This is a genomic window from Pusillimonas sp. MFBS29 (genome assembly GCF_020687695.1).
In the GTDB taxonomy this organism is placed as follows: Bacteria; Pseudomonadota; Gammaproteobacteria; order Burkholderiales; family Burkholderiaceae_B; genus Pusillimonas_C.
Genome location: NZ_JAJEWL010000001.1, coordinates 376,737 through 402,866, shown reverse-complemented (window position 1 = coordinate 402,866; position 26,130 = coordinate 376,737). Strand labels below are relative to the sequence as shown.

Here is a 26,130-nt window from a genome sequence, read left to right as displayed (position 1 = left end):
CCATCAGTTAACCGTCAGTACAAAAAAGGAGAGTAAAGCCATGATCCCGATGATCATCGCAAAGGCATAGTGATAGATATAGCCAGACTGCAGGTGCCGGCTGATCGCCGCTACCCAGCCCACTACGCGGGCACTGCCATTGACCAGCACGCCATCGATCAGACCACGATCACCCACCTTCCAGAAACCATGACCCAGGCAGCGCGCACCGCGTGCCACCACCTGTTCATTGAACCAGTCGGCGTAGTACTTGTTTTCGAGTATGCGATTGATGCCCGACAGGCTGCGCTGAATGGTTGCAGGCAGCTTGGGATTGACCATATAGCAGTACCAGGCCACCACAAAGCCGGCAATCATGAGCCAGAACGGTACCGTTACGAAACCGTGCAAGGCATATGCCACCCAGCCATGCCAGTGCGAGGCGAGCTCGGCCATGGCCGGATGCGCCGGGAATACGGCAATGACGCCGTCAAAGAAGCTGCCAAACAGCAAGGGGTCGATGAGCCAGGCGCCCGCCACCACAGACGGGATGGCCAGCAGCGCCAATGGCAGGGTCACCACCCAGGGCGATTCGTGCGGCGTGCCGCCATGATGGCCGTGATCGTCGTGGCCGTGTCCGGCGTGCCCGTGCGTATCGAAGCGTTCCTTGCCATGGAAGACCAGGAAGTAGACACGGAACGAGTACAGCGAGGTAACAAACACACCGATCAGCGTGGCGTAGTAGCCAAAGCTCGCACCCCATACATCGGCAGCACCGGCCGCTTCGATAATGTGCTCTTTCGAGTAGAAGCCTGCGAAGAACGGCGTACCCACCAATGCCAGTGTACCCAGCAGGAATGTGATCCAGGTGATGGGCATGTACTTGCGCAAGCCACCCATGTTGCGGATGTCCTGGTCATGGTGCATGCCCATGATGACCGAACCGGCACCCAGGAACAGCAAGGCCTTGAAGAAGGCGTGCGTCATGAGGTGGAAGATGGCAACCGAGTAAGCCGAAGCACCCAACGCCACAGTCATGTAGCCCAGCTGCGACAAAGTCGAATAGGCGATGACGCGCTTGATGTCGTTCTGAATAATGCCCAGGATGCCCAGGAACAAGGCACCGACAGCGCCTACCACCATAATGACGGACAAGGCTGTATCAGACTGTTCGAACACGGGCGAGAAGCGTGCAACCATGAAGATACCGGCGGTCACCATGGTGGCGGCGTGAATCAGCGCCGAAATAGGCGTGGGGCCTTCCATGGAGTCTGGCAACCAGCTATGCAAAGGCACTTGGGCTGACTTGCCCATGGCGCCCACAAACAAGGACAGGCAAGCTACAGTCAGCATCTGCCAGTCAGTGCCGGGGAAAATCGTTGTGGCCAGCTTATCGCTTTGCGCAAAAATTTCGCCGTAGTGCATGCTGCCTGCGTAGGCAAACAGCAACCCTATGCCCAATACAAAGCCGAAGTCACCCACACGGTTGACCAGAAAGGCCTTCATGTTGGCAAAGATGGCTGTTGGCCGTTCGTACCAGAAACCGATCAGCAGATACGACACCAGACCCACTGCTTCCCAGCCGAAGAACAGCTGAACCATGTTGTTGGACATGACCAGCATGAGCATGGAAAAGGTAAACAGCGAAATGTATGAGAAGAAGCGCTGGTAGCCTGGATCATCGGCCATATAGCCTATGGTGTAGATATGCACCATCAGCGATACCGAAGTCACCACGACCATCATGAGTGCCGAGAGTGAATCAATCAGGAAGCCCAGTTCCAGCTTGGTCGTACCGATGACCGACCACGTATAAAGTGCGCCGTCGAAGGTATGTCCGTCAAGAACCTGGAACAGGACAATGACCGAACCAATGAAGGAGATCAGCACACCGGCAATCGTGATCAGGTGCGAGCCCCTGCGGCTGACAAAACGGCCCAGAAAACCTGTACCGAAAAAGCCGGCCAATATGGCGCCGACCAACGGTGCCAGTGCAATCAGTAGATAAAGATTAGGTGAATTCATAGTATGTGCAATCCCATCAACCCTTGAGTTCGTCAAGTTCTTCAACGTTGATCGTATTCAGGTTGCGGAACAGCAACACCAGAATCGCCAGGCCAATAGCCGCCTCTGCAGCTGCCACCGTCAGGACAAAGAAGACGAAAACCTGCCCGGCCGTATCACCGAACCAGGTAGAGAACGCAATGAAATTCATGTTGGCCGAGAGCAGGATAAGCTCGATGGACATCAACAGAATGATGAGATTGCGGCGATTCAGGAAGAAGCCGAATACGCCAATGGCGAACAATATGGCGCCAAGTATCAGGTAGTGTGCCAGCGTCAGTGTCATTGTTTTTCTCCGGGGGCCGCAGCATCACCAGCCACAGGGGCAGCTTCGGTTTGCGAGGGGATGCTGACCATGCGCAAGCGGTCTTGCGCACGTACCTTGATCTGCTCGGACGGAATGGTGCGTTTCACGTCAGCGCGTTTACGCAAGGTCAGGGCAATGGCGGAAATCATGCCCACCAGCAAAATCACGCCGCCAATCTGCACCGCAAAGACGTAGTCGGTATACATGGCAACACCCAGAGCGTGCGTGTTGTCCACGTCATCGGCGATAACTGCCTTGGGGCCGGCTTCCAGCCAGCTCTTGGCCAGAACGAAGGCCATTTCCAGCACCATGACCAGACCGATGATCAGTCCCATGGGCAGGTAAGTCTTCATACCCGCGCGCAGGGCATCCATGCGTACGTCAAGCATCATGACCACGAACAGGAAGAGCACCATGACTGCGCCGACATAAACCAGCACCAGCAGCAAGGACAGGAACTCGGCGCCTTGCAGCATCCAGATCATGGATGCGGTAAAAAAGGCCAGAATCAGGTGCAGCACACCCGTAACCGGACTGCTTGCGGTGATGACGCGAAAGGCCGCCACCACCAGCACCAGCGCCAGTACATAAAACAGAATAGTAGAAAAAATCATAGGTGTCTGATCCGGCATCAACGATAAGGGGCGTCTTCAGAACGGCGGCGCGCGATCTCGGGTTCATAGCGGTCGCCGATGGCCAGGAGCATGTCTTTGGTGTAGTAAAGATCGCCCCGCTTTTCACCGTGGTATTCCAGGATATGCGTCTCGACGATGGAGTCGACCGGGCAACTTTCCTCGCAGAAACCACAGAAAATGCACTTTGCCAGATCGATGTCGTAGCGCGTGGTGCGGCGGGTGCCGTCTTCACGCTCTGCGGACTCGATGGAAATAGCCAGTGCCGGGCAGACTGCTTCGCACAGTTTGCAGGCAATGCAGCGCTCTTCCCCGTTGGGGTAGCGGCGCAGCGCGTGCAAGCCGCGGAAACGGGCCGAAGTCGGCGTTTTTTCCTGGGGATAGCGCAGGGTTATCTTGCGCCTGAAAAAATACTTGCCAGTCAGGCGCATGCCCTTGAGCATTTCGGTCAGCATCAAGCTGCCAAAGAAATCTTTAATAGCTTCCATAATTTAGCCCCTGCGTCTTAGTGCCAAATATTCCAGGGCGTCTGCATCCAGATCGCCACCAGCAATAACCAAATACCGGTAATCGGGATGAATACCTTCCAGCCCAAACGCATGATCTGGTCATAGCGGTAACGGGGGAAAGTCGCACGGAACCACACGAACATTGAAATCACGACGAATGTCTTGAGACCCAACCACAGCCAGCCCGGAATCCAGGTCAGCGGAGCGATGTCCAGCGGAGGCAGCCAGCCGCCCAGAAACATGATCGAAGCCAGCGCCGACAACAGAATCATGTTGGCGTACTCGCCCAGGAAGAACAGCGCAAAGCCCATGCCTGAGTATTCAACCATGTGACCGGCCACGATCTCGGATTCACCTTCAACCACGTCGAAGGGGTGGCGGTTGGTTTCAGCCGTTGCCGAAATGACATAAATGACAAACAAAGGCAGCAGCGGCAACCAGTTCCAGGACATGAAATTCACGCCACGGTCGGCAAACCAGCCTGCATCCTGCCCGGTAACGATACCGCTAAGGTTCAGGGTACCCGACACCAGCAGCACCGTGACCAGTACAAAGCCTATCGCCAGCTCGTACGACAGCATTTGCGCCGCCGCCCGCAAGGCGCCCAGAAAGGCATATTTGGAGTTAGATGCCCAGCCTGCAACGATCACGCCATATACCCCGATAGAGGTAATGGCCATGATAAACAGCAGCCCGGCATTGATATCGCCCAGGACCAGCTCGGGTCCGAAGGGAATCACTGCCCAGGCGGCCAGGGCCGGCATCAGCGTTACGACCGGCGCCAGGATATACAGCACGGTGTTGGCCTTGCTGGGAACAATGACTTCCTTGGTCAGCAATTTGAACACGTCTGCAAACGGCTGAAGCAAACCGCGGAAACCTACGCGGGTCGGACCCAGGCGCACATGCATGGCACCGATCATCTTGCGTTCCCAGTACGTCATGTAGGCAACGCACAAAATGATGGGTACGGCAACGATGACTATTTTTATTAAAGTCCAGACCACCAGCCAGCCGGTAGGGCCAAGCAGGTCGGTGCCGAAATTCTCAAGCAATGCAAGCCACTCCATTACGCACGCTCCACCGTCAGTTGGCCAAAGCCACTACCCAGCGCCAGCGTTTCGTTGAACGCGGCGGCTATTCTTACGCAGCCTGGGGCTACGGTTTCATCTTCAAGCGCTGGCAACTGAATCTGGCCTTGCGCGCTGCCGATGCGCAGGAAGTCACCCGATGCTGCGCCCAGAGCGGCCAGTGTCGCGGCGGCCAGCCGTGCCTTGGGTGCCTGGGATGCAGCCGTTTCCTGCAATGGCTGCGAGCGACGCACCAGGACATCACTGCGATATATCGGCACATCAGCCACGCGCTCAAGTCCGGATCCGGATGCCGCGTCAGCCAGACCGGGGAAAGTTGAAATTTCGTTGGACAACCGGTCTTCCAGACCGCCGACCATCACGCTGTCACGGATGGATTCCGAGGTTTCGTCGTCAAAACCCTGCAGGTCGAACAAATTACCCAACACGCGCAGTACCTTCCAGCCCGGACGCGTATCGGCGTAAGGTGCGGCCACGCCCTTGAAGCTTTGCACCCGCCCTTCGGCGTTGACGAAGGTTCCCGATGTTTCGGTAAAGGGCGAAATGGGCAGCATGACATCGGCCCAGTCCTGGGCAGCCGACTTGAATGATGTGAGCGCCACAGCAAAGCCCGCATCTTTCAGGGTTTGAACGGCTTGTGCACCGTTGTCGGCGTCGAAGGCCGGCTCGGCATGCACCACCAGGTAGGCCTTGAGCGATTGCTGCAGCATCTGTTCTGCGGTCAGCCCACCCTGCCCTGGCAACGCGTCGGCCAGATAGCCGCCTACGGTATTGCCGCCAGGAGTGAGGAAACCAAATGTGGCGTTCGCAGCCTTGGCCAGTGCCGACGCATTGGCAGCGATCAGGCTGGCCTGTGGCGATGCAACAGCCATATTGCCGATCAGCACAGCCACGCGCTCGCCCGAGCTCAGGCTGGCAGCAATCTTTGCGGCCGCTTCCGAAGCCGATACGCCTGCAAAGACGTCTGGGACAGGCTGACCTTGCGCCTGAGCCAAAGCGACCAGCACCTCGGCCAGCGCATTGGGCAAGACGCCAGGCGCAACGGTCATGCGGTGAGCGACAGGGAACAGTGGATCTTCGGCTGCCGAATCAATGAATGATACCTGCGTACCGCGTTTGACAGCCTGACGCAGACGCTGCGCCATAAGCGGGTGGTCTTTGCGCAGGAAGGAACCTACCACGAGCACGCGGTCGACCAGATTGAGGTCGGCAATCGGCATACCCAGCCACGGCGCGCCTTTGACGGCCTGATCGAAAGATGGATCGAGATTGCGCAGACGGAAGTCAACGTTCTCGGAACCCAGCGCACGGACCAGGCGGCCAAGCAGGGCCAGCTCTTCGGTTGTGGCCAGCGGGCTGCCTATGCCACCGATCTGCTCGGAACCAAACTGTTCCCGTACGGTATTGAATCCTTGAACCACGGCTTGCAGCGCATCTGTCCAGGAGGCTTCGCGCCATTCGCCGTCGTCACCCTTGAGCATGGGATGGGCAAGGCGGTCTTCTGTGTAAAGGCCTTCATAGGCGAAGCGATCACGGTCGCTGATCCAGCACTCGTTGACCTCTTCGTTTTCAAAGGGCACCACGCGCAACACGCGGTCCATCTTGGTTTGCACCACCAGGTTGGCGCCCAGGCTATCGTGCGGGCTGACCGAGCGGCGGCGTGCCATTTCCCAGGTACGTGCGCTGAACTTGAACGGCTTGGACAAGAGCGCGCCGACGGGACAGACGTCGATCATGTTGCCCGACAATTCGGATTCCACCGCCTGGCCTACGAAAGTCGTGATCTCGGAGTGCTCGCCCCGGTTGATCATGCCCACTTCCATGATGCCGCCGATCTCCTGGCCTACCCGTACGCAACGGGTGCAGTGTATGCAGCGCTGCATGGCTTCGGTGGAAATGAGCGGTCCCATTTCCTTGGCAACGACCACGCGCTTTTCTTCGAGATAGCGCGAAGCGGATGCGCCGTAGCCCACGGCCAGATCCTGAAGCTGACACTCGCCGCCCTGATCGCACACGGGGCAATCGAGCGGGTGGTTGATCAACAGGAATTCCATCACGCTTTTCTGGGCGGCGATGGCTTTTTCAGAGCGGGTATGCACAACCATGCCGTTGGTGACCGGCGTCGCGCAAGCCGGCATGGCCTTGGGCGCCTTCTCGACGTCGACCAGACACATGCGGCAGTTGGCCGCTACGGAAAGCTTCTTGTGATAGCAGAAATGCGGCACGAACACCCCAAGCTTGTGCGCAGCCTGTATGACCATGCTGCCTTCGGGGGCTTCTACTTTGATGCCGTCGATGGTGAGTTCAACCATTGCGTGTCCTGACCCTACAGATATTTGGGCACCACACAGCTTTTATGCTCGATGTGGTGTGCGAACTCGTCGCGGAAATGCTTGATAAAGCTGCGTACCGGCATGGCAGCAGCATCGCCCAGGGCGCAAATCGTGCGGCCCATGATGTTGTGCGCGACCGAATCGAGCACGTCCAGATCTTCTGGCAGGCCCTGACCGTTTTCAACACGCAGCAACATGCGATACAGCCAGCCCGTGCCTTCACGGCACGGCGTGCACTGCCCGCAGCTTTCTTCGAAATAGAAATATGACAGACGCAGCAGGGATTTCACCATGCAGCGGGTTTCGTCCATGACGATAACCGCGCCCGAACCCAGCATGGAGCCGGCCTTGGCGATGGAATCGTAGTCCATGTTGGTCTGCATCATGATGTCGGCAGGCAACACTGGCGCACTGGAACCGCCCGGGATAACCGCCTTGAGCTTACGGCCACCGCGCATGCCACCGGCCAGCTCCAGCAATTTGCTGAAGGGTGTGCCCAGCGGAATCTCGTAGTTGCCTGGCAGCTCGACGTCGCCCGATACCGAGAACAACTTGGTGCCGCCGGCATTGGGCACGCCGATGTCCAGGTACTCCTGAGCGCTGTTGCGGAAAATCCAGGGTACGGCAGCAAACGTTTCGGTGTTGTTGATGGTGGTGGGCTTGCCATACAGACCGAAACTGGCCGGAAATGGCGGCTTGAAGCGCGGCTGCCCTTTCTTGCCTTCCAGCGATTCCAGCAATGCGGTCTCTTCACCGCAGATATAGGCGCCGTAGCCATGGAAGGCGTGCAGCTGGAAGCTGAATTCCGAACCCAGGATCTTGTCGCCCAGGAAGCCTGCGGCGCGGGCCTGTTCAAGCGCTTCTTCAAAGCGTTCGTAGATCTCGAAGATTTCGCCGTGGATGTAGTTGTAGCCTACCGTGATGCCCATGGCATACGCAGCGATGGCCATGCCTTCGATGACGATATGCGGGTTAAAGCGCAGGATATCGCGGTCTTTGAATGTGCCAGGCTCGCCTTCATCGGAGTTGCAGACCAGATACTTCTGGCCCGGCAACGTACGCGGCATGAAGCTCCATTTAAGACCGGTGGGAAAGCCCGCACCGCCCCGCCCCCGCAGGCTGGATGCCTTGACTTCGGCAATGACTTCGTCGGGCGTCATGCCGGTGGTCAGGATCTTGCGCAGGGCTTCGTAGCCACCGCGCTTGACGTAGTCTTCCAGACCCCAGTTGGTGCCATCCAGGCCGGCCACGATTTGTGGATTGATATGCCTGTCGTGGAAAATCATGCTCCTGGACAGTTCAGTGCCAGGATTGGGCGTCAGTCCCTGGGAAAACTGCTGCAATAGGCCCGGCGCGCTCATGCCGACTCCCCGTGCTGTTTAAGTTCTTCAATCATCGCGTCGATTTTTTCGGGCGACATGCGTACGCACATGTGCTGGTTGTTCATGAGCATGACCGGTGAATCGCCGCATGCGCCCATGCACTCGCCCTCGAAGAGCGAAAACATGCCGTCAGGCGTGGTTTCATGAAAATCGATACCCAGCTTTTCCTTGACGTATTCCGCCGCCTTGACACCGTCGCGCAGCGCACAGGGCAAGTTCGTGCACACTGTGATCTTGAAGCGCCCGACCGGGTGGGTATTGAACATATTGTAGAAGGTCGCCACTTCCTGCACGGCAATGGCGGGCACACCAAGATAGGCGGCCACATCGACAATAACTTCATTCGAAACCCAGCCCTTTTCAGTCTGGGCGATCGCCAGCGCGGCCATGATGGCCGACTGTTGCTGGTCGTCGGGGAACTTGGTAAGTTCCCGATCTATTTTTTTGTAGGCTTGTTCGGAAAGCAGCATAGTTTGAATCCGGTATTTACCTTGGCTGTCGATTAACGATCGATTTCGCCAAAAACAATGTCTTGCGTCCCAATAATGGTGACGGCGTCGGCAATCATGTGCCCGCGAGACATCTCATCGAGTGATTGCAGGTGGGCAAAACCCGGGGCGCGAATCTTGACGCGATAGGGTTTGTTTGCACCATCGGAAATCATGTAAATGCCGAACTCGCCCTTGGGGTGCTCAACACCCGCATAGGTTTCTCCGGCCGGCACGTGCATGCCCTCGGTAAAGAGCTTGAAGTGGTGGATGAGGTCTTCCATGCCCGTCTTCATGCGCTCGCGCTTGGGTGGCGCAATTTTGTGGTTGTCGACAATGACAGGACCAGGATTATTGCGCAGCCACTCAACGCACTGACGAATGATGCGATTGCTTTCACGCATCTCGGCAATGCGGACCAGGTAGCGGTCGTAGCAATCACCATTCGTGCCAACGGGAATGTCAAAATCGATACGGTCGTAGACTTCGTAAGGCTGATGCTTGCGCAAGTCCCATTCAACACCGGAACCGCGCAGCATGGGGCCGGTAAAGCCCAGTGCCTTGGCGCGATCGGGATCAACCACCCCTACACCTACCAGACGCTGCTTCCAGATGCGGTTATCGGTCAGCAGGGTTTCGTATTCGTCTACGCAGGTAGGGAAACGGTTGGTGAAGTCTTCAATGAAGTCGAGCAGCGAACCCGAGCGTGCTTCATTCATGGCACGCAATTCTTTCTCGCCGCGATATTTGCTGGACTGGCCATACTGCGGCATGGTATCGGGCAGATCGCGGTATACGCCACCAGGACGATAGTAGGCCGCGTGCATGCGCGCACCCGACACCGCCTCGTAGCAGTCCATGAGGTCTTCGCGCTCGCGAAAGGCATACAGGAACACAGCCATGGCACCCACGTCGAGCGCATGCGAACCCAAAGACATAAGGTGATTCAACAAGCGTGTGATCTCGTCGAACATGACCCGGATGTACTGTGCGCGCAAAGGCGCCTTGATGCCCAGCAGGTTTTCCACCGCCATCACGTAGGCATGCTCGTTGCACATCATGGAGACGTAGTCCAGGCGATCCATATACGGCAACGCCTGCAGGTAGGTTTTGTGCTCGGCCAGTTTTTCGGTGGCGCGATGCAGCAGGCCTATGTGCGGATCGGCACGCTGGATGACTTCGCCGTCGAGCTCGAGCACCAGGCGCAACACGCCGTGCGCGGCCGGATGCTGAGGACCAAAGTTCAGTGTGTAGTTTTTAATTTCAGCCATGTTCTAGCGCCCTGCTCCGTAGCCTTCTTCGCGTATGACACGCGGTGTGATCTCACGCGGCTCGATGGTTACGGGTTGATAAACGACCCGTTTCTGTTCTGTGTCGTAACGCATTTCCACATTGCCCGACAGCGGGAAATCTTTGCGGAAAGGATGTCCGATAAAACCGTAATCGGTCAGGATACGACGCAAGTCGGGATGCCCTTCAAATACCACGCCGAACAGGTCAAAAGCCTCGCGCTCGAACCAGTTCACCGTAGGCCAGACATTAACCAGCGACGGAATGACCGGGAATTCGTCATTAGGCACATATACGCGTACGCGCAACCGCCAGTTGCGCTTGACCGACAACAGATGCAAAACGATCGCAAACCGATGCGGATGCACGCCGGCAGCAGCCGGATAGGTAGGCGCACCCCAGGCCGAGTAATCAACGCCGCACAGATCGATACAGGTATCAAAGGCAAGGTTGGGGTCGTCACGCAAGGCAGTGCAGACGTCCAGCCAGTTTTTGGCCGGGACCTCGAGCGTCAGTTCATTAAGGGCCTGCTTCAGGGTAACAGATTCACCGAAAGCGGCCTGCAAATTAGTGTGTAGCGTTTCGAGCCGAGTCATAGTTCAAGCAGTTCAACGTTAGTGGCAATAGCTGGCATAGCCTAGCGCGCAATGGTGTTTGTCAGGCGGATCTTGTTCTGCATTTGCAGCAAGCCGTACACCAGGGCTTCTGCCGTAGGCGGGCAACCCGGCACATAGACGTCAACGGGAACTATGCGGTCGCAACCGCGCACTACCGAATAGGAGTAGTGGTAATAACCACCACCGTTGGCACAGGAACCCATGGAGACCACCCAGCGTGGCTCAGGCATCTGGTCGTAGACCTTGCGCAGCGCCGGCGCCATTTTGTTGCACAGGGTACCCGCAACAATCATCAGGTCGGACTGACGTGGGCTGGGCCGGAAAATAATGCCAAACTGGTCAAGGTCGTAACGTGCCGCCCCCGCGTGCATCATTTCGACCGCACAACAGGCCAGACCGAAAGTCATGGGCCACAACGAGCCCGTCTTGGCCCAGTTCAGAAACTTGTCTGCGCTGGTGGTAATAAAACCTTCTTTCATGATGCCATCAATAGCCATAATTTACCTTTAGCGTTGTACCGGTGTAGAAAGCCGCCGATACCATTGCTTATTCCCAGTCGAGGGCGCCCTTCTTCCATTCGTAGATGAAGCCCACGGTCAGAATGGCCAGGAATACAAGAACCGTCCAGAAACCCACCATGCCTACAGTGCCATTGGCCATGGCCCACGGAAACAAGAAGGCGATTTCCAGATCGAACATAATGAACAGGATCGCAACCAGGTAATAGCGAACGTCGAACTTCATGCGGGAGTCGCTGAAAGCTTCGAAACCACACTCGTATTGCGATAGTTTTTCTTCGTAGGGGCGATGTGGCCCAAGCAGCCTGCCGGCGCCCAGCAAGGCGAACCCGATACAGGTCGCAAAGATAATAAACAGCAGGACGGGGAAGTACTGTTGCAGATTCATGCAGCGCATCCAATCACGATAAGTAAACTTCTGGATTGTATCATTTTGAGAGCGTCATTCTGCTGAATAACCCTGATGTGAAACATCTTTGCAGCAAAAACATGGAAGACCCGAAACCCGGATCAGAATCCAATACAAAAGCCACCCCTGAGGGTGGCTTTTGATTGCAGATTTACATCTGCAGCAATTCTATTGTTGGCCCGGCAAGCCGGGCCAACCAGCGGCATAGACTAGCTATGCCAGCCTATTAGAACTGGTGACGGATACCGACGCCGACGGCTGTCGATTTTGCATCGTCAAGACCGTAAACGTTGTCAGCATACGAACCGTAAGCGTAGAAGTTGGTACGCTTGGACAGTGCGTAGGTGTAACCCAGGCTGTAGATGCTTTGCTTGTCGAGCTCTTGACCGTTCAGGTCGTCGAAGTCGGCCATGGCCCAGGAAGCCATAACTTTACCAGCACCAACAGGAGCGCTTACACCAACGGTGTACAGGTTGGCTTCGAGGCCGTCAAGATACTGGCTGTGGCTAGGAGCGCCTTGGCCGAAGTTTTGACCAGCGATCCAGCCGTCTTTGGTTTGACCGAAGCCAGCGTGCAGCTTGACAACTTCGAAGTCGTAGCTCAGACCCAAGTTCCATGCTTTAACTTTGGCGTCGTTAACGTCAGTTTCGATTTGGTCGTATGTAAGGGCAGCACCGATGGGGCCGTTAGCATAACGCAGACCGGTTGTCAGGCCTTTGTCGTTGGTGTCAACAGTGTTGTCAACGTCCCAGTCTTGGCTGCCGCTGGTGTTGAAGGAGTAACCAACGCCGAACTGGAAGCCCGAGAAGTTGGGGGTTTGGTACATAACCATGTTGTCCCAACGAACGGTGTTGGAAGAACCGAAGGTAGCACCAACGTTAGCTTGACCGAAGCTGGCGCCGAAGGGGCTAGCGATGTCGGCAAAGTATTTGGATGCGATGTTGGTTTGACGACCCAAGTCCAGACGGCCCCAGCTTTCGCCTTGCAGACCGATGGTCAGGTGACGACCGAACAAACGGCCACCTTGGCCGGAAACACCGGTCGAGCTGTCGAAACCGCTTTCCAGTTGGAAAATAGCTTGCAGGCCATCGCCCAGATCTTCAGTGCCTTTCAGACCCCAGCGGCTGCCGGATTGAACGCCGTTGATCAGACCAACTTTCTTGGCTTCGTAATTACCGACTTCAACCTTGTTGTAGCCGATACCGGTATCGATAACACCGTACAGGGTGACTGATGTTTCTGCCTGAGCAACGCCGAAGAAGCCGACGGTGAGAGCAGCAGCGAGCAGAGTCTTTTTCATGTAAGAAATCTCCGTAGATTTGAGTAACTAGAGCAGCGACTACTTGTTTTCACTGTGCTGCTGCCCTTTCCAACTCCGCGATGGGAAGTTGTTGCTATTGCATCAAAATTCCAGCCCTCTGGCTATTATCCTGTTCGGAAACCTCGCGTTTTTTGCACTTGGTGTAGGCTTTAAACAACAAAAGTAAGTTTTTTGGCTAATTTTGTAGGGGTTTACCCGAGCTTTCATTGTGGCTGGAGCGCCACAAGGAAGGCACCCCAGCAACTTACTGCTCGATTTTAAGTAAACCCCACAAGCATTTGTTTTTACGGCATTTTCTGTTTATTGCCCAAGACTGAATTTCTGTGCACTTTTCAAAGATTTACTGTGCCGTACCGTTGAAATCGAGCCCTGATCATACGCCGCAGGCACGCTTTGTTGTCTGCCCTGCCACCACGGCCAGCGCTCGCGTTTAATCCTACAATGCTGAACGCTGCACATCGAGCAGACACCTTCTCCGGAATGCAACCCAAGGTAGACGAAGATATGGCATCACTAACGGCCGGCAAGCCTCCTGCCGGGGCGGCCAATGCCTGGCATGTATTTCTTATATTTCTTCGGCTGGGCCTGACATCGTTTGGTGGCCCGACTGCCCATCTGGGCTATTTCCGCGAAGAGTTCGTCAATCGCCGCCGCTGGCTGAATGATCACAGCTACACGGACCTGGTCGCACTTTGCCAATTCCTGCCTGGTCCGGCCAGCAGCCAGGTCGGTCTGGCACTGGGATTGTCTCGCGCCGGCTACTCCGGTGCGCTGGCGGCCTGGACCGGCTTCACCCTTCCTTCGGCAATTGCACTCATTCTTTTTGCTCAGGGTATATCTGCCTGGGGCGAAGTGATTCCCCAAGGCCTGCTGCAAGGATTGAAAATTGCAGCCGTCGCAGTCGTGGCACAGGCGGTATGGGGCATGGCCCGCAGCCTTTGCGTTGGCGCCCTGCGCGTAAGCATAATGGCCATCGCCTGCTGTGCCGTTCTGGCATGGCCCGGCGTTCTCAGCCAGGTTGGTGTCATTATCGCTGCAGGCTTTGCCGGATTGTTTCTGTTCCGGCAGCACGAAAATTCAGCACACGAACCGCTGACCATCACCATTAGCCGAAGCACCGGCGCCTTCTTCCTGACAATCTGCGCAGCACTATTAATAGTCTTGCCTTTGCTTGCTCAGGCATGGCCAAGCCAGGCCTTGTCGATGTTCGATGTATTTTATCGGGCTGGCTCTCTGGTTTTTGGCGGCGGCCACGTCATTCTTCCGCTGTTGCAGGCGGAAGTCGTCCCCAATGGCTGGGTTGCAAATGAAACCTTCCTGGCTGGTTACGGAGCAGCCCAGGCTGTGCCTGGACCCCTGTTCACGTTTGCGTCTTTTTTAGGCGCATCAATGACAACACCCCCCAACGGCTGGCTCGGCGGCCTGCTCTGCCTGATCGCGATTTTCGTGCCATCGTTCCTGATCGTGACCGGCGCCCTGCCGTTTTGGGAGCAGCTGCGCTCCAATCATTCCATGCGTGCCGCACTGAACGGAATTAACGCTGCTGTAGTCGGACTCTTGCTGGCCGCGCTTTATGATCCGGTCTGGACCAGCGCTATCCATAGCCCGGCCGACTTTGGATTGGGCTTGTTGGCTTTTGTCGCCCTGACGTTCTGGCGCCTTGCGCCGTGGCTGGTGGTTCTGGGCTGCGGGCTGGGTGGCTGGCTGCTCACCCTGGCGGCACTGGTCGTGCGCCTGGGTGGAACTTGATCTAAGACTGCGCCCTACAACTCTGGAGGCCTCCGCTTGTTTCGCCGGTTTGAACAACTACTGGATCCCTTCCCTCCCGAGGAAGCTCCCCTGCCGCCCAAGGGCCTGATGCCCTTTCTCTGGGCCTGCACTTACGGCTCGCGCCGCTATCTTGCAGCACTCGCACTGCTGAGCGCCAGCGTATCGATCTACGAAGCCTGGCTGTTTGCCTTTCTTGGCCAGGTGGTTGACCTGCTCTCGGCCTGGCAGGCCGGCGGCGCGGCGGCCACGCACGAGCGTCGCGTGCTGTGGGGAATAGGCATCGTGCTGGTCACCAGCATTGGGCTTGTTGCCTTGCGCACCATGGTGCAGCACCAGGTACTGGCCATCAATCTGCCGCTGCGGCTGCGCTGGCAATTCCACCGCCTTATGCTGCGCCAGAGCCTTTCCTTCTTTTCCGACGAGTTCGCCGGACGAGTCACCACCAAAGTGATGCAAACGGCGCTTGCCGTACGCGAGGTATTGCTGACATTCGTAGAAATCGTGCTGGGCATAGGCGTGTATTTCATCACCATCATTGCCCTGGCAGGAAGCTTCGACATGCGTCTGATGCTGCCCTTTCTTGGCTGGATCGTGCTGTTTGGCCTGGCCATGCTCTATTTCGTGCCACGCCTGGGCAAGGTCGGACAGGAACAGGCGCACGCCCGCTCATCCATGACAGGCCGTGTCACCGACGCCTACTCGAACATTACGACCGTAAAACTGTTTTCACATACCCGCCGCGAAGCGCATTTTGCGCGCGCGGCAATGGAAGACTTCAAGATCACCGGCTTTCGCCAGATGCGCCTGGTCAGCCAGTTTGAAATCACCAATCAGGCGCTGGTGGCAGCATTGATACTTGCTGCAGGCGGCTACGCACTCTGGCTATGGCACGCAGGCCAGATCGGAACAGGAGCCGTGGCGGCCGTCACGGCCATGGCCTTGCGTGTCAACGGAATGTCGCACTGGATCATGTGGCAAATGGCGTCCTTGTTCGAGAACATCGGTACGGTACAAGACGGCATTCAAACCCTGAGCCGCGAAAGCAAGATAGAAGACGCGCCCGACGCACCGGCACTTGCGGTGACCCGTGGCAAGGTGGAGTTCGATCAGGTTTCCTTCAATTACAACGGCGAGCGCCAGGTACTTGACGGTCTGAGCCTGACCGTTCAACCGGGCGAAAAGATCGGCCTGGTCGGTCGTTCCGGCGCTGGCAAATCCACGCTGATCAACGTGCTGCTGCGCTTTTACGATGTAGACAGCGGCCAGATACGCATAGACGGTCAGGATATTGCCCAGGTCACTCAGGACAGCCTGCGCGGCGCCATCGGCATGGTCACCCAGGATACCTCGTTGCTGCATCGCTCGATACGCGAGAACATCGCCTATGGGCAACCCGATGCCGGCGATGCGGAAATCCTTTCTGCAGCCACACGCGCCCAGGCCGACGAGTTCATTCAGCAACTGAACGACACGCAAGGCCATAGCGGCTATGACACGCTGGTGGGCGAGCGGGGCGTGAAGCTGTCGGGCGGTCAGCGTCAACGCATAGCGATCGCCCGCGTCATGCTCAAGAATGCGCCCATTTTATTGCTGGACGAAGCCACCAGCGCCCTGGACTCAGAGGTAGAGGTAGCCATACAGCAAAGCCTGAATGAGATCATGGAGGGCAAGACGGTGATCGCCATCGCCCACCGCCTTTCAACCATTGCCGCCATGGACAGGCTCATCGTCATGGACGAAGGCCGGGTGATCGAACAGGGAAGCCATGCAGAGCTGCTCCGGCTGAACGGCACCTATGCGCGCCTGTGGCATCACCAAAGCGGCGGTTTTCTGGCCCAGGAAAGCTAAAGCATGCGGCTCAGTACGTCGTCTTTCTTGACGAACTGGTGAATCAGGGCAATGCCGATGTGTCCGACGATCATGATCAGCAGCAGCCATGCCAGCGGCGAATGCAGGGTGCTGCCTATACCGGACATCCAGGGGATTTCCGGGCCCTCGGCAATCAGTTGCATGCCAAAGGCATTCAGGCCGTAACCGGCGCCGACCAGGTACAGAATTCCGGTGACGGGCATCAGCAGAATACAGGCATAGAGCAGGAAATGGCCTGACTTCACCAGGGTGGCGGTGGCCGGGTCCTGCACGGGACGGTTGTTTTTCTGGCTGGCGGCCCAGAAGATGCGCAGAACGATAAGCAGCAACAGCAATGCACCAATAGAAACGTGCCAGGATGCCAGGTTCTGGCCGACCCAGTGCTCACCCTCGTTGATGCGGTCGAAGAACTTCATGCCTTGCCAGAGAATCAGCAGGGCCATGCCCCAGTGGAAAATGCGCGAAATACTGCCATAGCGCTGCGGTGTATCGTTTGTCATATCTCTCTTCCTGTCACTCGAATCGAATACTGGAGCTTCTTTATATTAGGCCATATTCATTGCTACAGTATGGCGGCAATGGCCTTTGGCGCAGCGGGCGGTGTTGTGAAGATCCGGCCGCTATTCAAAACGGAACGCCGAGATCGTGGTTTTCATGATTTGCTCGGAATACACCTTGCTACCTTTCCCTTCACCGGCAGCGCCCGCCACAACCATCAGGGGCAGCAGATGCTCTTCCGCACGCGGGGGATGACAATGACGCGCCTGAGGCGCATCGGCCCACTGCTTCAGCAAATCATGGCGCCGGGCGGGCTCACTTTCCACGGCGGCGGTAAGCCAGGTATCGAATTCGGCCGACAGCGGTGTATATCGTGGATCCCCATAACCGCGCATATTATGGAAACTCATGCCGCTGCCGATGATCAGCACACCCTGGTCGCGCAGCGCGGCAATGGCACGACCGGCTTCCAGGTGAGCCTCGGGGTCAAGGCTATTGCGCAGCGACATCTGGATCACAGGAATGTCAGCCTCGGGAAACATCAATTTCAAAGGGATAAACATACCGTGGTCATAACCACGCTGCGGGTCAACGCCCGCTTCGATATGGCTTGCGCCCAGCAGTTCAGCCACCTGGCCGGCCAGCCCGGGCTCGCCAGGCGCCGGATACTCCAGCTCGTAGGTGTGCTGCGGAAAACCATAGTAATCGTAGATGAGCTCCGGACGCGCATGGCCGGTGACGCTGAAATGCGGCTCCAGCCAGTGACCTGAAATCAGCACGATGGCACGCGGCTTGGCGGGCAGCGTCTGCCTCACCCCCTTCAGGAAGGCCGCCATGTTGTTCCAGGTATCGGCGGGATTCCAGTCCATAAAGAAACAGGGGCCGGCACCGTGGGGAATATAGTAAGCCGGCATGCGGCTTGTGCTGTGATCAATCGCCATGATTTGATTCCTTCAAACTTAATGATTCACAGTATGAATCAATCGTAATCATTAGAGAACCGGCTAGAATTCACTAACACTTCGTACTAAACGTAGGAAATAAAATGGATCGAGTTACCAGCATGCGTGTTTTCGTGCGGTCTGCATCAGCCGGCAGCCTGTCGGCGGCGGCCCGCCAGCTGGGCATGTCGCCCGCCATGGCCACCAAGCATGTGAATGCGCTGGAAATCCGGTTGGGAGTGAAGCTGTTCCACCGCAGCACACGGCGCCTGACGCTGACCGAAGCCGGCAGCAACTACCTGGAAGCGTGCCTGCATATTCTGGCCGATATCGACGAAGCCGAAGCCACCGCCGCGTCGCAACGCGTCAAGGCGACCGGCCTGTTGCGCATCAATGCGCCACTGTCCTTCGGCAGCCGCCATATCGCACCGCTCATGCCTGAATTCAGCCGGCGTCATCCCGAAGTCATTACGGAACTGGGATTAAGCGATATTTCTGTCGACCTGATCGCCGGAAGCTGGGATCTGGCCGTGCGCATCGGCCGCCTGGCCGACAGCCCTCTGCAGGCACGGCGCCTGGGCAATTGTCCGATGATGGTCTGCGCCGCCCCGAAATACCTGGATGAACGCGGCGTGCCGCGCCGCATAGCCGAACTGGCCCAGCACAACTGCCTGAGCTACACGCTTTCGGCCATGCAAAGTCCCAAAAAATGGCAGTTCGGCACGCAGGGCGAGTACTCGGTAGAGGTCGAAGGCAACCTGATGGCCAATAATGGCGATGCCTTGCTGGCCGCCGCGATCAAGGGCCAGGGCATTATCTACCAGCCACATTTCATCGCAGGCCGGGCGGTGGACCAGGGCGAGCTGGTCGAGCTCAAACTGGACCACCCGCCCATGGATCTTGGCGGCATTCACGTACTCTACCCGCCTGACCGCCGCCCTCCGGCCAAGGTTCGTGTCATGATCGACTATCTGGCAGAGGTTTTCTCAGCAAACCCGCCTTGAACCAAGACGCCCGAGCCGCATGGGGTGCCGGCACTCGTGACCATCTTGTTCCTGAGCTATTTAGATTGAGTACAATCTCAAGCTATAGCAGCCACAATGGGCGCTATAGCAATAATTTCAGTGGACCCGGCGATGCCGGGTGGCTCGGCCGGGCGCCTATCCCTCGGACAATGCCAAGCGAATCATGGTGCGCCCCGAGATCAATTTCACCGCCATCCTCGATGCGACACCTCGCTTGTTGACTTCAAATTAGCGAAATCAATGTCTTTTTCTTCCACCTTTCGCCGCGAATGGATGGCCAGTCCCCGCGCCGACATTCTTGCGGGCATCGTTGTTGCGCTTGCACTTATCCCCGAAGCCATAGGCTTTTCCATCATCGCGGGAGTTGATCCCCGCATAGGGCTTTATGCATCATTTTCCATTGCGGTGATTATCTCGCTGGTCGGTGGCAGGCCGGGCATGATCTCGGCCGCTACCGCAGCGGTCGCAGTGCTGGTCGTGCCTTTGGTGAAAGAGCATGGGGTCGATTATCTTTTTGCCGCCACCATTTTGATGGGTATTTTTCAGGTTATCGCCGGATTCCTCAGGCTTGACCTGCTGATGCAATATGTATCGCGCTCAGTCGTGACAGGATTCGTGAATGCGCTTGCCATCCTGATTTTCATTGCCCAACTGCCCCAACTGATTAACGTCACCTGGATAACCTATGTGATGGTTGCCGGCGGCCTGGCCATCATTTACCTGTTTCCCCGCCTGACCAGAGCAGTGCCCTCGCCCCTGATAGCCATCATCGTACTGACGACAATTTCGATCTATGGCGGCTTAAACGTCAACACCGTTGGCGACATGGGTGAACTGCCTTCATCCTGGCCGACATTCCTGATTCCCAATGTGCCATTGTCCTTGGAAACACTGCGGATTATTTTTCCGTACTCCTTGACCATGGCGGCCGTCGGTTTGCTTGAGTCCATGATGACCGCGCAAATAGTGGACGACCTGACCGACACACCAAGCAATAAACGGCGGGAATGCAAAGGCCAGGGTATTGCCAATTTCGTAACCGGCTTTCTGGGTGGCATGGGTGGCTGCGCCATGATTGGTCAGTCCGTCATCAACGTTAAATCAGGCGGCTCAACCCGGCTTTCCACCTTCGTGGCCGGAGCATTTCTCTTGTTCCTGATCGTCGTGTTGGGGCCTCTGGTCGCGAAAATCCCGATGCCTGCCCTCGTCGCCGTCATGATCATGGTTTCCATCGGCACCTTCAGCTGGAGATCTATTCGCGATCTGGGCTCGCACCCCTGGCAGTCGTCGGTCGTGATGCTGACGACTGTGGTGGTCGTGGTGTGGACGCATGACCTCGCCCAAGGCGTGTTGGCCGGCGTGCTGCTAAGCGGCGTATTCTTTGCCGGCAAGGTGAAACGACTATTCTCTGTTACCTCCCAACTCTCTTCAGATGGCCTCACACGTACCTATTATTACTCGGGACAAGTGTTCTTCGCCTCTACAGAACGCTTCGCGGAAGCGATTGATTTCAAGGAGGTTCTTGACCATATTGTGCTGGACGTCTCGGCTGCGCACTTCTGGGATATCTCCGCTGTTGGTGCTCTCGATAAGGTACTTATCAAGCTGCGGCGCGAAGGCAGGTCTGTAGAGGTAGTTGGGCTGAACGCGGCCAGCGCCACCATAATCAGCCAGTTCGCCACACATGGCGAAGCGGGCAGGAAGCAAGCAAGCCAGACATAATTCACGACCACACTTCACGCAGCAGCGTTTCTGGTGAAAAATGATGCGCGACTTGCGCCTGCAGCAGCTCGGCGCAAGCTAACGCGTCGGTCAGCGCATGATGAGACCTGTAACGCGGCAACCCATAACGAGCCCTGCTATCAGCCAGCCGGATTGAGGTTGGCCGGGCACGCCGGCCCAACAGACGGCTCAACAAGCTGGCCGGTTTACGATGCAGCCTGGCCTCGAGCGCCATCGTGTCGACCACAGGAAACTGTATGCCTTCACCGATACGCGCCTTGAGCGACGCATTCAGAAAGCGGCGTTCGATGTCGCGGCAATGCACAACGATGATGCGTCCGGCAAGTGCTTGCAGTACTGCCTCAAGAATCACATCCAGATCCGGCGCAGCGTCAATCCGTGCGTGTGTGATCGAGTGTATCGTTACTGACTCAGGCGTCAGATCCACGTCCGGATGAACGACCCAATAACGCGACAGGCTGGATTGGACCGTGGTCATGGTCATGGGAACGACGCCAATGCTGACGATGCCGTCTTGCAGTGGATTCAGGCCGGTCGTTTCAACATCCAGGGCGACCATCGGCACTTCTTGCAACGGCATATCGCCCGATGGCGCGCCTTGGCCGTAGAAAGCTTTCAAACGGGGATCCCTTGCCGTTTCAGCCAAGACGGCAAAGTGCTGCTGCCAATCTGCCGGATTGGCAGAACGGCCTTGGCCGGCAGGTTTCAGGTCGCCCAGATGCAGCATATTATTTTGTGCTCAATTAGCCCGGCCCGGCTGATAACGGTACTTCAGGTACTTCTGCGAGTTGCTCAAGACCAGAAAAGCATCACGCAGGCTTTTCCGCTCAAATTGCGAAAGAGCCTCGGGGTCGATGCTGTTGTCCGGCTCGTTGTCGGCGGCCAGATCCTCCGCTTGGCGCCGTGCCCGCACAAACATGATGAATTCCAGTGCATCCAGCATATCTTGCCCGCGCCCCAAGGGCAGGATCGCCGCCTCGATGATCTCGTGCAGACGGTCGAATGACGTGAGGGCCCGGGAGCCTATGGCCAGGGCATGCACACGTATCAGATCAACCAGTGGAGCCGTGCCCCGGCGCTTGATATTGATGGCGCGAGTATGCCGGCCATCAGACTCCACGACGAAGTCCTTGAAAAAGCCTAATGGCGGCGTACGCAGCAGTGCATTGCGCGCCATACAAGCCAGGAATCGCGTGTTGCCCTTGGCTTTGCCTGCAATCAGTTCACGCAGCTGTGTTGCCCATTCGGTACGACCCCATACGCCGTCAATATCGAAAAAAATACCGGCGTGCAGCAGCGACTCAGGCTTGGGCTGCTCTATCCAGTCGGTAAACAGGCGCTTCCATTCTTTCAAGGGCTGGCGCCACTTTTCGTTGCTGGCCATGATGCCGCCGGTGCAGTAGCTATAACCGCAGCTTGCCAATCCGTCAGAAACGAACTGCCCCAATGCCTGAAACCAAGCTCCGTGCTGTTCTGGATCGTAGCTGTCGTCCAGAATCAAGGCGTTATCTTGATCAGTAACGATCAATTGCTCTTGACGCGCCATAGACCCCAGGGCCAGAAAGCAATAGGGTATGGGCGGCGGCCCCAACTGCTCCTCTGCCAATTCGAGCAGACGCTGCTTGAAGCTGCGACCAACTGCCGCCATGGCTCTACCTATCATATGAGCGCTGGCGTCCTCGTTGGCCATGCGTATAAAGGTTGCGCGCACATCCGGCACCAGCGCAACCAATTCATCCACGTTTTGCGCACGAAAGATACCGCCTACGACAAACAAGCTATTGCGCGATTCATAGTGAATGATGTCTGACAGCGCAACAATGCCTATGGGCCACTTGTGCTTCATCACAGGCAAATGATGCACGTTATGGCGCACCATCTTCAGCATGGCTTCAAATATCAATTGATTATGCTCGACCGTCACGACATCGGGAGTCATGATATTGGCCAAAGGCGTATCGCGGCTCAAGCCCGGTGCCAGCAAACGGGTGCGAAGGTCGCGATCGGTCAGTATGCCGGACAGCTGAGATAGCTCGGCAACTTCGGGATGATCGTCTACGATCAGCAAAGACGATACACCCTCCCGGGTCATCAACTGAGCTGCATCGGCTGCGCTTGCATCACTGGTTAGCGTCACGGCATCGCGTCCGACCAGTGTGTCGATGGTGGCAGACATCAAGTCATTGGCATCTTCACGGCGCGATATCACTTGCCGCAGTCGCGCGTGATTCTCGACCTCAAGCACATCGGCGAAGGTGTCGTGGTTGTCGAAGAGGTCAAGAAACACTTGCTGCGGAACCAGATAAATCAACGAATCTTCAAGTGCTCTTACGGGAAAACGCATCCGGCCAGAACGCAACAGCCCGGATTCTCCGAAATAGCCGCCGGATGTCAGGCGGTTATAAAGCGTGCCATTGCGACGAAAGACCTCGACAGCGCCACTACGCACGATGTACCAGAACGCGCCTGGCTCGCCGAATTCAACAATGTTTTCCCCCGCCTTGTAATAGCGCACGTCAATCGTCGTGGCGACAAGCTCCACAGCCTCTTTGGGAAGCTTGTCGAACGGGGGGCGGACACGAAGGAAATCTACGATTTCAAGCTGTTCGACTTGCATGTTTTCGACGACGGAAAAACTAGCGCCTTGGCTCTGATGCCAGCCCCTTGAATATTGCCAGGCAGGCCACGAGCAACACGATGGCGAACGGGAAACCCGTCGATACCGCCATCGCCTGCAGAGCGGTCAACCCACCGCTCAGTATCAAGGCGATGGCAACCACTCCCTCGAATATCGCCCAGAACACCCTTTGCGGCACAGGCGCGTCAACCTTGCCGCCTGCCGAGATGACGTCGATAACCAGCGAACCGGAATCAGATGAGGTTACAAAGAACACAACCACCAATATGATGCCCACCAAAGAGGTAATCCATGCCAGTGGCAATTCTTGCAGAACCAGGAACAGCTGCAGCGGCAAATCGGCATTACGCGCAGCCTCGTAGCCGTCGCGCACGATTTGTCCGATAGCGGTTTCACCAAACACCGTCATCCACAACACGCATGCCAGTGAAGGTACGATCAGTACGGAAATGATGAACTCCCGTACGGTGCGGCCCCGCGAGACACGGGCAATAAACATGCCGACAAAGGGTGACCAGGATATCCACCACGCCCAGTAAAAGGCCGTCCAGCCTTGCCGGAAATTGGTGTCTTCGCGGCCTATCGGGTTGGACAGCGCCGGGAAATACTCGATATAAGCGCCCAGGTTGGAGAAAAAGCCGCCCAGTATGTCCAGGGTTGGCCCAACGGCAATAACGAACAGCATCAACAACAACGCCAGCGCCATATTGATTTCGGACAGGCGCTTAACACCGGCGTCCAGCCCGGCCACGACGGAAACCAGGGCAATAGCGGTAATGACGGTGACCAATACAACCTGGGTGAAAAGCCCTTCAGGCAGGCCGAATAGAAAGTGCAGGCCGGAACTGGCTTGCGATGCGCCAAAGCCCAGCGATGTTGCCAGGCCGAACAAGGTGGCCAGTACCGCCAGAACATCGATAACGTGCCCTGGCCAACCCCATACGCGCTCACCCAATAGCGGGTAAAACACCGAACGAATTGTTAAAGGCAAACCTTTATTGAACGAAAAAAGAGCCAACCCGAGCGCCAGCACGGCATAGATGGCCCAAGGATGCAATGCCCAGTGATAAATGGTAGCCGCCATACCCAGGCGCGCTGCCGCCGATGCATCGCCGGCAGCGCCTCCGAGCGGCGCCCAGTCGGTGCGGACGCCATCTTCCATCTGTATGCCGCCAAACGCCGAGCTGAAATGGCTCAATGGTTCAGAAACACCAAAGAACATCAAGCCAATACCCATGCCGGCGGCAAACAGCATGGAGAACCAGCCAACATAGGTGTAGTCCGGCTTGGCCTCAGTTCCGCCCAGGCGAACTTTGCCCAGTGGCGAAACAACAATAATCAGGCACACCAGCACAAAAACATTGCCGGCAATGATGAAGAAACTGTCGAGGCTGGACGTCAGCCAATTCTTGATACCACTGAACAGGGCCTCGACCTGGTCATGAAAGCCCAGCGTCAGTGCCACGAACAAAATAACCAACCCGCCGGCAACACCAAATACGGGATTATGGATGTCGAGCCCGAACGGACCGACATTGACGATGATATTGTCTTGACCGACTTTGTAGTCAGTGTCGATCGGATTGACGTCGCCGTCGGGAACCATTGGGTCCTTTTCTTCTGGTTGCTCTTCCATCAACCCCACTCCTTGTGTATTGCCCAACCTACAGGCAGTGACTCATTGCCGCAAAAATCATTTGACCATAAAACATTAGCAGTCTAACAAATTGCGATTACGATTACATTTGAAGAGCCAGGATAGCGGCCGCAGTGGCAGCGCCGTAACCTGGCAGGGAAAACAGGCACGACGCTGAAGGCGGCTTGATGCACGGTAGCGGATAGATTGACTGAAGGGAGCTAAGGCTGCATGCCGTATCGCACAGCTATGTCTTAGGGGCAACAGTACGTCTGCCAAAGTGAGCATACCACTGCCCAAATCTGGCGCCCATCCAGCCGACGGCTGCTCCTGCCACAATTTCAACAGGCCAGTTAACGCCCGAGACAACACTCAATAAGCACCCTGCGACAGCATAGATGGTCAGCCAACGCCGTGCCTGGTGACCAACATGCGCCCATGCCAGGCAGACAAGCATGATAGCGATAGCCGGGGCCGATGCGGGAAGGCCCTCATGCCATAACGGGGGAGTCTGAACGGCAACCATGCCGGGCAAGACGGCCCAAGGTCGCGGCATCAGTGTAATGTTCTGAAAAGTATAAACAACACACCAGACCAAGCTGAATGCCATGATCAGCCCAGCCAAAAATTCGCCCATGCTTTCAAGTTGCCGCTCTGTCGCAGTATGGCGAATACGCATGTATCGGAAGCAAACTACGGTAACGACTCCGGCCACAGCCCAATAGCTATACCCATAGCTGCCGATACGCCAAACCATATCGAGGGCGGCAAAATTCAGCATATAGAGCACGCTGAATATCCACTCGTTTAATCCAAACCAGTTGTAGAGTAGTTCTTCCACTATTGTTCTCCAGCGGCAGTTGCTTCAACCTTTGCATACGGAAAAGGCCCACTTCATCAATAACATTCTGCCCCCGCAGACGACTGCTGCGGGGGCCAGTCACACCAACTCTCCAATTTAAATTTCCCCAAGTCACCCATATAGAACAACGCAAACAAAACGGTTCACATTAATGAACATTTAGTCTGTTCATTGATGCGAGGTTCTGATTCGTTATGAAATAACCGTC

General features: G+C 56.6%; 23 protein-coding genes and 1 other annotated feature. Of the genes, 4 read left to right on the top strand and 19 right to left on the bottom strand.

Annotation, left to right across the window (positions count from 1 at the left end; all coding sequences use genetic code 11):
- Nucleotides 1–3: 3 nt before the first annotated feature.
- From nuoL to LKR43_RS01880, 13 genes are all read right to left on the bottom strand, one after another.
- Nucleotides 4–2,004 carry an NADH-quinone oxidoreductase subunit L gene (nuoL, locus tag LKR43_RS01940; RefSeq protein ID WP_227682152.1) on the bottom strand — a complete coding sequence of 667 codons (2,001 nt, stop codon included), beginning with the start codon at nt 2,002–2,004 and terminating at the stop codon, nt 4–6.
- 16 nt (nt 2,005–2,020) lie between these two features.
- Nucleotides 2,021–2,329 (bottom strand): NADH-quinone oxidoreductase subunit NuoK, encoded by a 309-nt coding sequence (gene nuoK, locus LKR43_RS01935; RefSeq protein WP_227682151.1) that lies wholly within the window; start codon nt 2,327–2,329, stop codon nt 2,021–2,023.
- The gene (locus LKR43_RS01930; protein WP_227682150.1) at nt 2,326–2,964 is read right to left on the bottom strand and encodes an NADH-quinone oxidoreductase subunit J; all 639 of its coding nucleotides are present in this window, start codon (nt 2,962–2,964) and stop codon (nt 2,326–2,328) included. The genes nuoK and LKR43_RS01930 overlap by 4 nt, the downstream gene beginning before the upstream one ends.
- 17 nt (nt 2,965–2,981) lie before the next feature.
- Nucleotides 2,982–3,470, bottom strand: a complete 489-nt coding sequence (gene nuoI / locus LKR43_RS01925) for an NADH-quinone oxidoreductase subunit NuoI (protein ID WP_227682149.1) — start codon at nt 3,468–3,470, stop codon at nt 2,982–2,984.
- A 17-nt stretch (nt 3,471–3,487) separates the two neighbouring features.
- On the bottom strand, nt 3,488–4,561 hold the full coding sequence (gene nuoH / locus LKR43_RS01920) for an NADH-quinone oxidoreductase subunit NuoH (RefSeq protein WP_227682148.1): 1,074 nt from the start codon (nt 4,559–4,561) through the stop codon (nt 3,488–3,490).
- Nucleotides 4,561–6,894 (bottom strand): NADH-quinone oxidoreductase subunit NuoG, encoded by a 2,334-nt coding sequence (gene nuoG, locus LKR43_RS01915; protein WP_227682147.1) that lies wholly within the window; start codon nt 6,892–6,894, stop codon nt 4,561–4,563. The genes nuoH and nuoG overlap by 1 nt, the downstream gene beginning before the upstream one ends.
- A gap of 14 nt (nt 6,895–6,908) precedes the next feature.
- The gene (gene nuoF, locus LKR43_RS01910) at nt 6,909–8,276 is read right to left on the bottom strand and encodes an NADH-quinone oxidoreductase subunit NuoF (RefSeq protein ID WP_227682146.1); all 1,368 of its coding nucleotides are present in this window, start codon (nt 8,274–8,276) and stop codon (nt 6,909–6,911) included.
- Nucleotides 8,273–8,767 (bottom strand): NADH-quinone oxidoreductase subunit NuoE, encoded by a 495-nt coding sequence (gene nuoE, locus LKR43_RS01905; RefSeq protein WP_227682145.1) that lies wholly within the window; start codon nt 8,765–8,767, stop codon nt 8,273–8,275. The genes nuoF and nuoE overlap by 4 nt, the downstream gene beginning before the upstream one ends.
- Before the next feature lie 32 nt (nt 8,768–8,799).
- Nucleotides 8,800–10,056: an NADH-quinone oxidoreductase subunit D gene (locus LKR43_RS01900; RefSeq protein WP_227682144.1), complete on the bottom strand. Its 1,257-nt coding sequence runs from the start codon at nt 10,054–10,056 to the stop codon at nt 8,800–8,802.
- Nucleotides 10,057–10,059: 3 nt separating this feature from the next.
- The gene (locus LKR43_RS01895) at nt 10,060–10,671 is read right to left on the bottom strand and encodes an NADH-quinone oxidoreductase subunit C (RefSeq protein ID WP_227682143.1); all 612 of its coding nucleotides are present in this window, start codon (nt 10,669–10,671) and stop codon (nt 10,060–10,062) included.
- Between the two features lie 41 nt (nt 10,672–10,712).
- A complete protein-coding gene (locus tag LKR43_RS01890; protein WP_013742839.1) occupies nt 10,713–11,189 on the bottom strand; it encodes an NADH-quinone oxidoreductase subunit B family protein in 477 nt (158 codons plus the stop codon).
- A gap of 49 nt (nt 11,190–11,238) precedes the next feature.
- Nucleotides 11,239–11,598, bottom strand: a complete 360-nt coding sequence (locus tag LKR43_RS01885; protein ID WP_227682142.1) for an NADH-quinone oxidoreductase subunit A — start codon at nt 11,596–11,598, stop codon at nt 11,239–11,241.
- Between the two features lie 247 nt (nt 11,599–11,845).
- Complete coding sequence (locus LKR43_RS01880) at nt 11,846–12,919, bottom strand: porin (protein WP_227682141.1); 1,074 nt, start codon at nt 12,917–12,919, stop codon at nt 11,846–11,848.
- Nucleotides 12,920–13,444: 525 nt separating this feature from the next.
- Here LKR43_RS01880 and chrA point away from each other — a divergent pair.
- Both chrA and LKR43_RS01870 read left to right on the top strand, forming a co-directional pair.
- Nucleotides 13,445–14,689 (top strand): chromate efflux transporter, encoded by a 1,245-nt coding sequence (chrA, locus tag LKR43_RS01875; protein ID WP_227682296.1) that lies wholly within the window; start codon nt 13,445–13,447, stop codon nt 14,687–14,689.
- A 36-nt stretch (nt 14,690–14,725) separates the two neighbouring features.
- Nucleotides 14,726–16,558, top strand: coding sequence for an ABC transporter ATP-binding protein (locus LKR43_RS01870; protein ID WP_227682140.1), 1,833 nt, complete (start codon nt 14,726–14,728; stop codon nt 16,556–16,558).
- On the opposite strand, the gene LKR43_RS01865 is transcribed toward LKR43_RS01870, so the two are convergent.
- Complete coding sequence (locus LKR43_RS01865) at nt 16,555–17,079, bottom strand: cytochrome b (protein ID WP_227682139.1); 525 nt, start codon at nt 17,077–17,079, stop codon at nt 16,555–16,557. The genes LKR43_RS01870 and LKR43_RS01865 overlap by 4 nt on opposite strands.
- 120 nt (nt 17,080–17,199) lie before the next feature.
- Nucleotides 17,200–18,018 (bottom strand): class III extradiol ring-cleavage dioxygenase, encoded by an 819-nt coding sequence (locus LKR43_RS01860; RefSeq protein ID WP_227682138.1) that lies wholly within the window; start codon nt 18,016–18,018, stop codon nt 17,200–17,202.
- A 104-nt stretch (nt 18,019–18,122) separates the two neighbouring features.
- On the opposite strand from LKR43_RS01860, the gene LKR43_RS01855 reads away from it, so the two are divergent.
- Together LKR43_RS01855 and LKR43_RS01850 are read left to right on the top strand one after the other, a co-directional pair.
- Nucleotides 18,123–19,022, top strand: a complete 900-nt coding sequence (locus LKR43_RS01855) for a LysR family transcriptional regulator (RefSeq protein ID WP_227682137.1) — start codon at nt 18,123–18,125, stop codon at nt 19,020–19,022.
- A 119-nt stretch (nt 19,023–19,141) separates the two neighbouring features.
- Nucleotides 19,142–19,195, top strand: a sequence feature (sul1 is cis-regulatory element that is thought to sense ions involved in sulfur or methionine metabolism; They are found in Alphaproteobacteria).
- An 88-nt stretch (nt 19,196–19,283) separates the two neighbouring features.
- Complete coding sequence (locus LKR43_RS01850) at nt 19,284–20,765, top strand: SulP family inorganic anion transporter (RefSeq protein WP_227682136.1); 1,482 nt, start codon at nt 19,284–19,286, stop codon at nt 20,763–20,765.
- Nucleotide 20,766: 1 nt separating this feature from the next.
- On the opposite strand, the gene LKR43_RS01845 is transcribed toward LKR43_RS01850, so the two are convergent.
- The 4 genes from LKR43_RS01845 to LKR43_RS01830 form a co-directional block, all read right to left on the bottom strand.
- Entirely contained in the window at nt 20,767–21,513 is a 747-nt protein-coding gene (locus LKR43_RS01845) for a 3'-5' exonuclease (protein WP_227682135.1), read from the bottom strand.
- Between the two features lie 12 nt (nt 21,514–21,525).
- Entirely contained in the window at nt 21,526–23,403 is a 1,878-nt protein-coding gene (locus LKR43_RS01840) for a DUF294 nucleotidyltransferase-like domain-containing protein (RefSeq protein ID WP_227682134.1), read from the bottom strand.
- A gap of 19 nt (nt 23,404–23,422) precedes the next feature.
- The gene (locus LKR43_RS01835; RefSeq protein ID WP_227682133.1) at nt 23,423–25,060 is read right to left on the bottom strand and encodes a BCCT family transporter; all 1,638 of its coding nucleotides are present in this window, start codon (nt 25,058–25,060) and stop codon (nt 23,423–23,425) included.
- Between the two features lie 247 nt (nt 25,061–25,307).
- Complete coding sequence (locus LKR43_RS01830) at nt 25,308–25,901, bottom strand: hypothetical protein (RefSeq protein ID WP_227682132.1); 594 nt, start codon at nt 25,899–25,901, stop codon at nt 25,308–25,310.
- Nucleotides 25,902–26,130: the final 229 nt, after the last annotated feature.

Bases quoted from the DNA above. Each gene is read 5' to 3' on its own strand.
- nuoL (WP_227682152.1), bottom strand. From the start codon at position 2,004: ATGAATTCACCTAATCTTTATCTACTGATTGCACTGGCACCGTTGGTC.
- nuoK (WP_227682151.1), bottom strand. From the start codon at position 2,329: ATGACACTGACGCTGGCACACTACCTGATACTTGGCGCCATATTGTTC.
- LKR43_RS01930 (WP_227682150.1), bottom strand. From the start codon at position 2,964: ATGATTTTTTCTACTATTCTGTTTTATGTACTGGCGCTGGTGCTGGTG.
- nuoI (WP_227682149.1), bottom strand. From the start codon at position 3,470: ATGGAAGCTATTAAAGATTTCTTTGGCAGCTTGATGCTGACCGAAATG.
- nuoH (WP_227682148.1), bottom strand. From the start codon at position 4,561: ATGGAGTGGCTTGCATTGCTTGAGAATTTCGGCACCGACCTGCTTGGC.
- nuoG (WP_227682147.1), bottom strand. From the start codon at position 6,894: ATGGTTGAACTCACCATCGACGGCATCAAAGTAGAAGCCCCCGAAGGC.
- nuoF (WP_227682146.1), bottom strand. From the start codon at position 8,276: ATGAGCGCGCCGGGCCTATTGCAGCAGTTTTCCCAGGGACTGACGCCC.
- nuoE (WP_227682145.1), bottom strand. From the start codon at position 8,767: ATGCTGCTTTCCGAACAAGCCTACAAAAAAATAGATCGGGAACTTACC.
- LKR43_RS01900 (WP_227682144.1), bottom strand. From the start codon at position 10,056: ATGGCTGAAATTAAAAACTACACACTGAACTTTGGTCCTCAGCATCCG.
- LKR43_RS01895 (WP_227682143.1), bottom strand. From the start codon at position 10,671: ATGACTCGGCTCGAAACGCTACACACTAATTTGCAGGCCGCTTTCGGT.
- LKR43_RS01890 (WP_013742839.1), bottom strand. From the start codon at position 11,189: ATGGCTATTGATGGCATCATGAAAGAAGGTTTTATTACCACCAGCGCA.
- LKR43_RS01885 (WP_227682142.1), bottom strand. From the start codon at position 11,598: ATGAATCTGCAACAGTACTTCCCCGTCCTGCTGTTTATTATCTTTGCG.
- LKR43_RS01880 (WP_227682141.1), bottom strand. From the start codon at position 12,919: ATGAAAAAGACTCTGCTCGCTGCTGCTCTCACCGTCGGCTTCTTCGGC.
- chrA (WP_227682296.1), top strand. From the start codon at position 13,445: ATGGCATCACTAACGGCCGGCAAGCCTCCTGCCGGGGCGGCCAATGCC.
- LKR43_RS01865 (WP_227682139.1), bottom strand. From the start codon at position 17,079: ATGACAAACGATACACCGCAGCGCTATGGCAGTATTTCGCGCATTTTC.
- LKR43_RS01860 (WP_227682138.1), bottom strand. From the start codon at position 18,018: ATGGCGATTGATCACAGCACAAGCCGCATGCCGGCTTACTATATTCCC.
- LKR43_RS01855 (WP_227682137.1), top strand. From the start codon at position 18,123: ATGGATCGAGTTACCAGCATGCGTGTTTTCGTGCGGTCTGCATCAGCC.
- LKR43_RS01850 (WP_227682136.1), top strand. From the start codon at position 19,284: ATGTCTTTTTCTTCCACCTTTCGCCGCGAATGGATGGCCAGTCCCCGC.
- LKR43_RS01845 (WP_227682135.1), bottom strand. From the start codon at position 21,513: ATGCTGCATCTGGGCGACCTGAAACCTGCCGGCCAAGGCCGTTCTGCC.
- LKR43_RS01840 (WP_227682134.1), bottom strand. From the start codon at position 23,403: ATGCAAGTCGAACAGCTTGAAATCGTAGATTTCCTTCGTGTCCGCCCC.
- LKR43_RS01835 (WP_227682133.1), bottom strand. From the start codon at position 25,060: ATGGAAGAGCAACCAGAAGAAAAGGACCCAATGGTTCCCGACGGCGAC.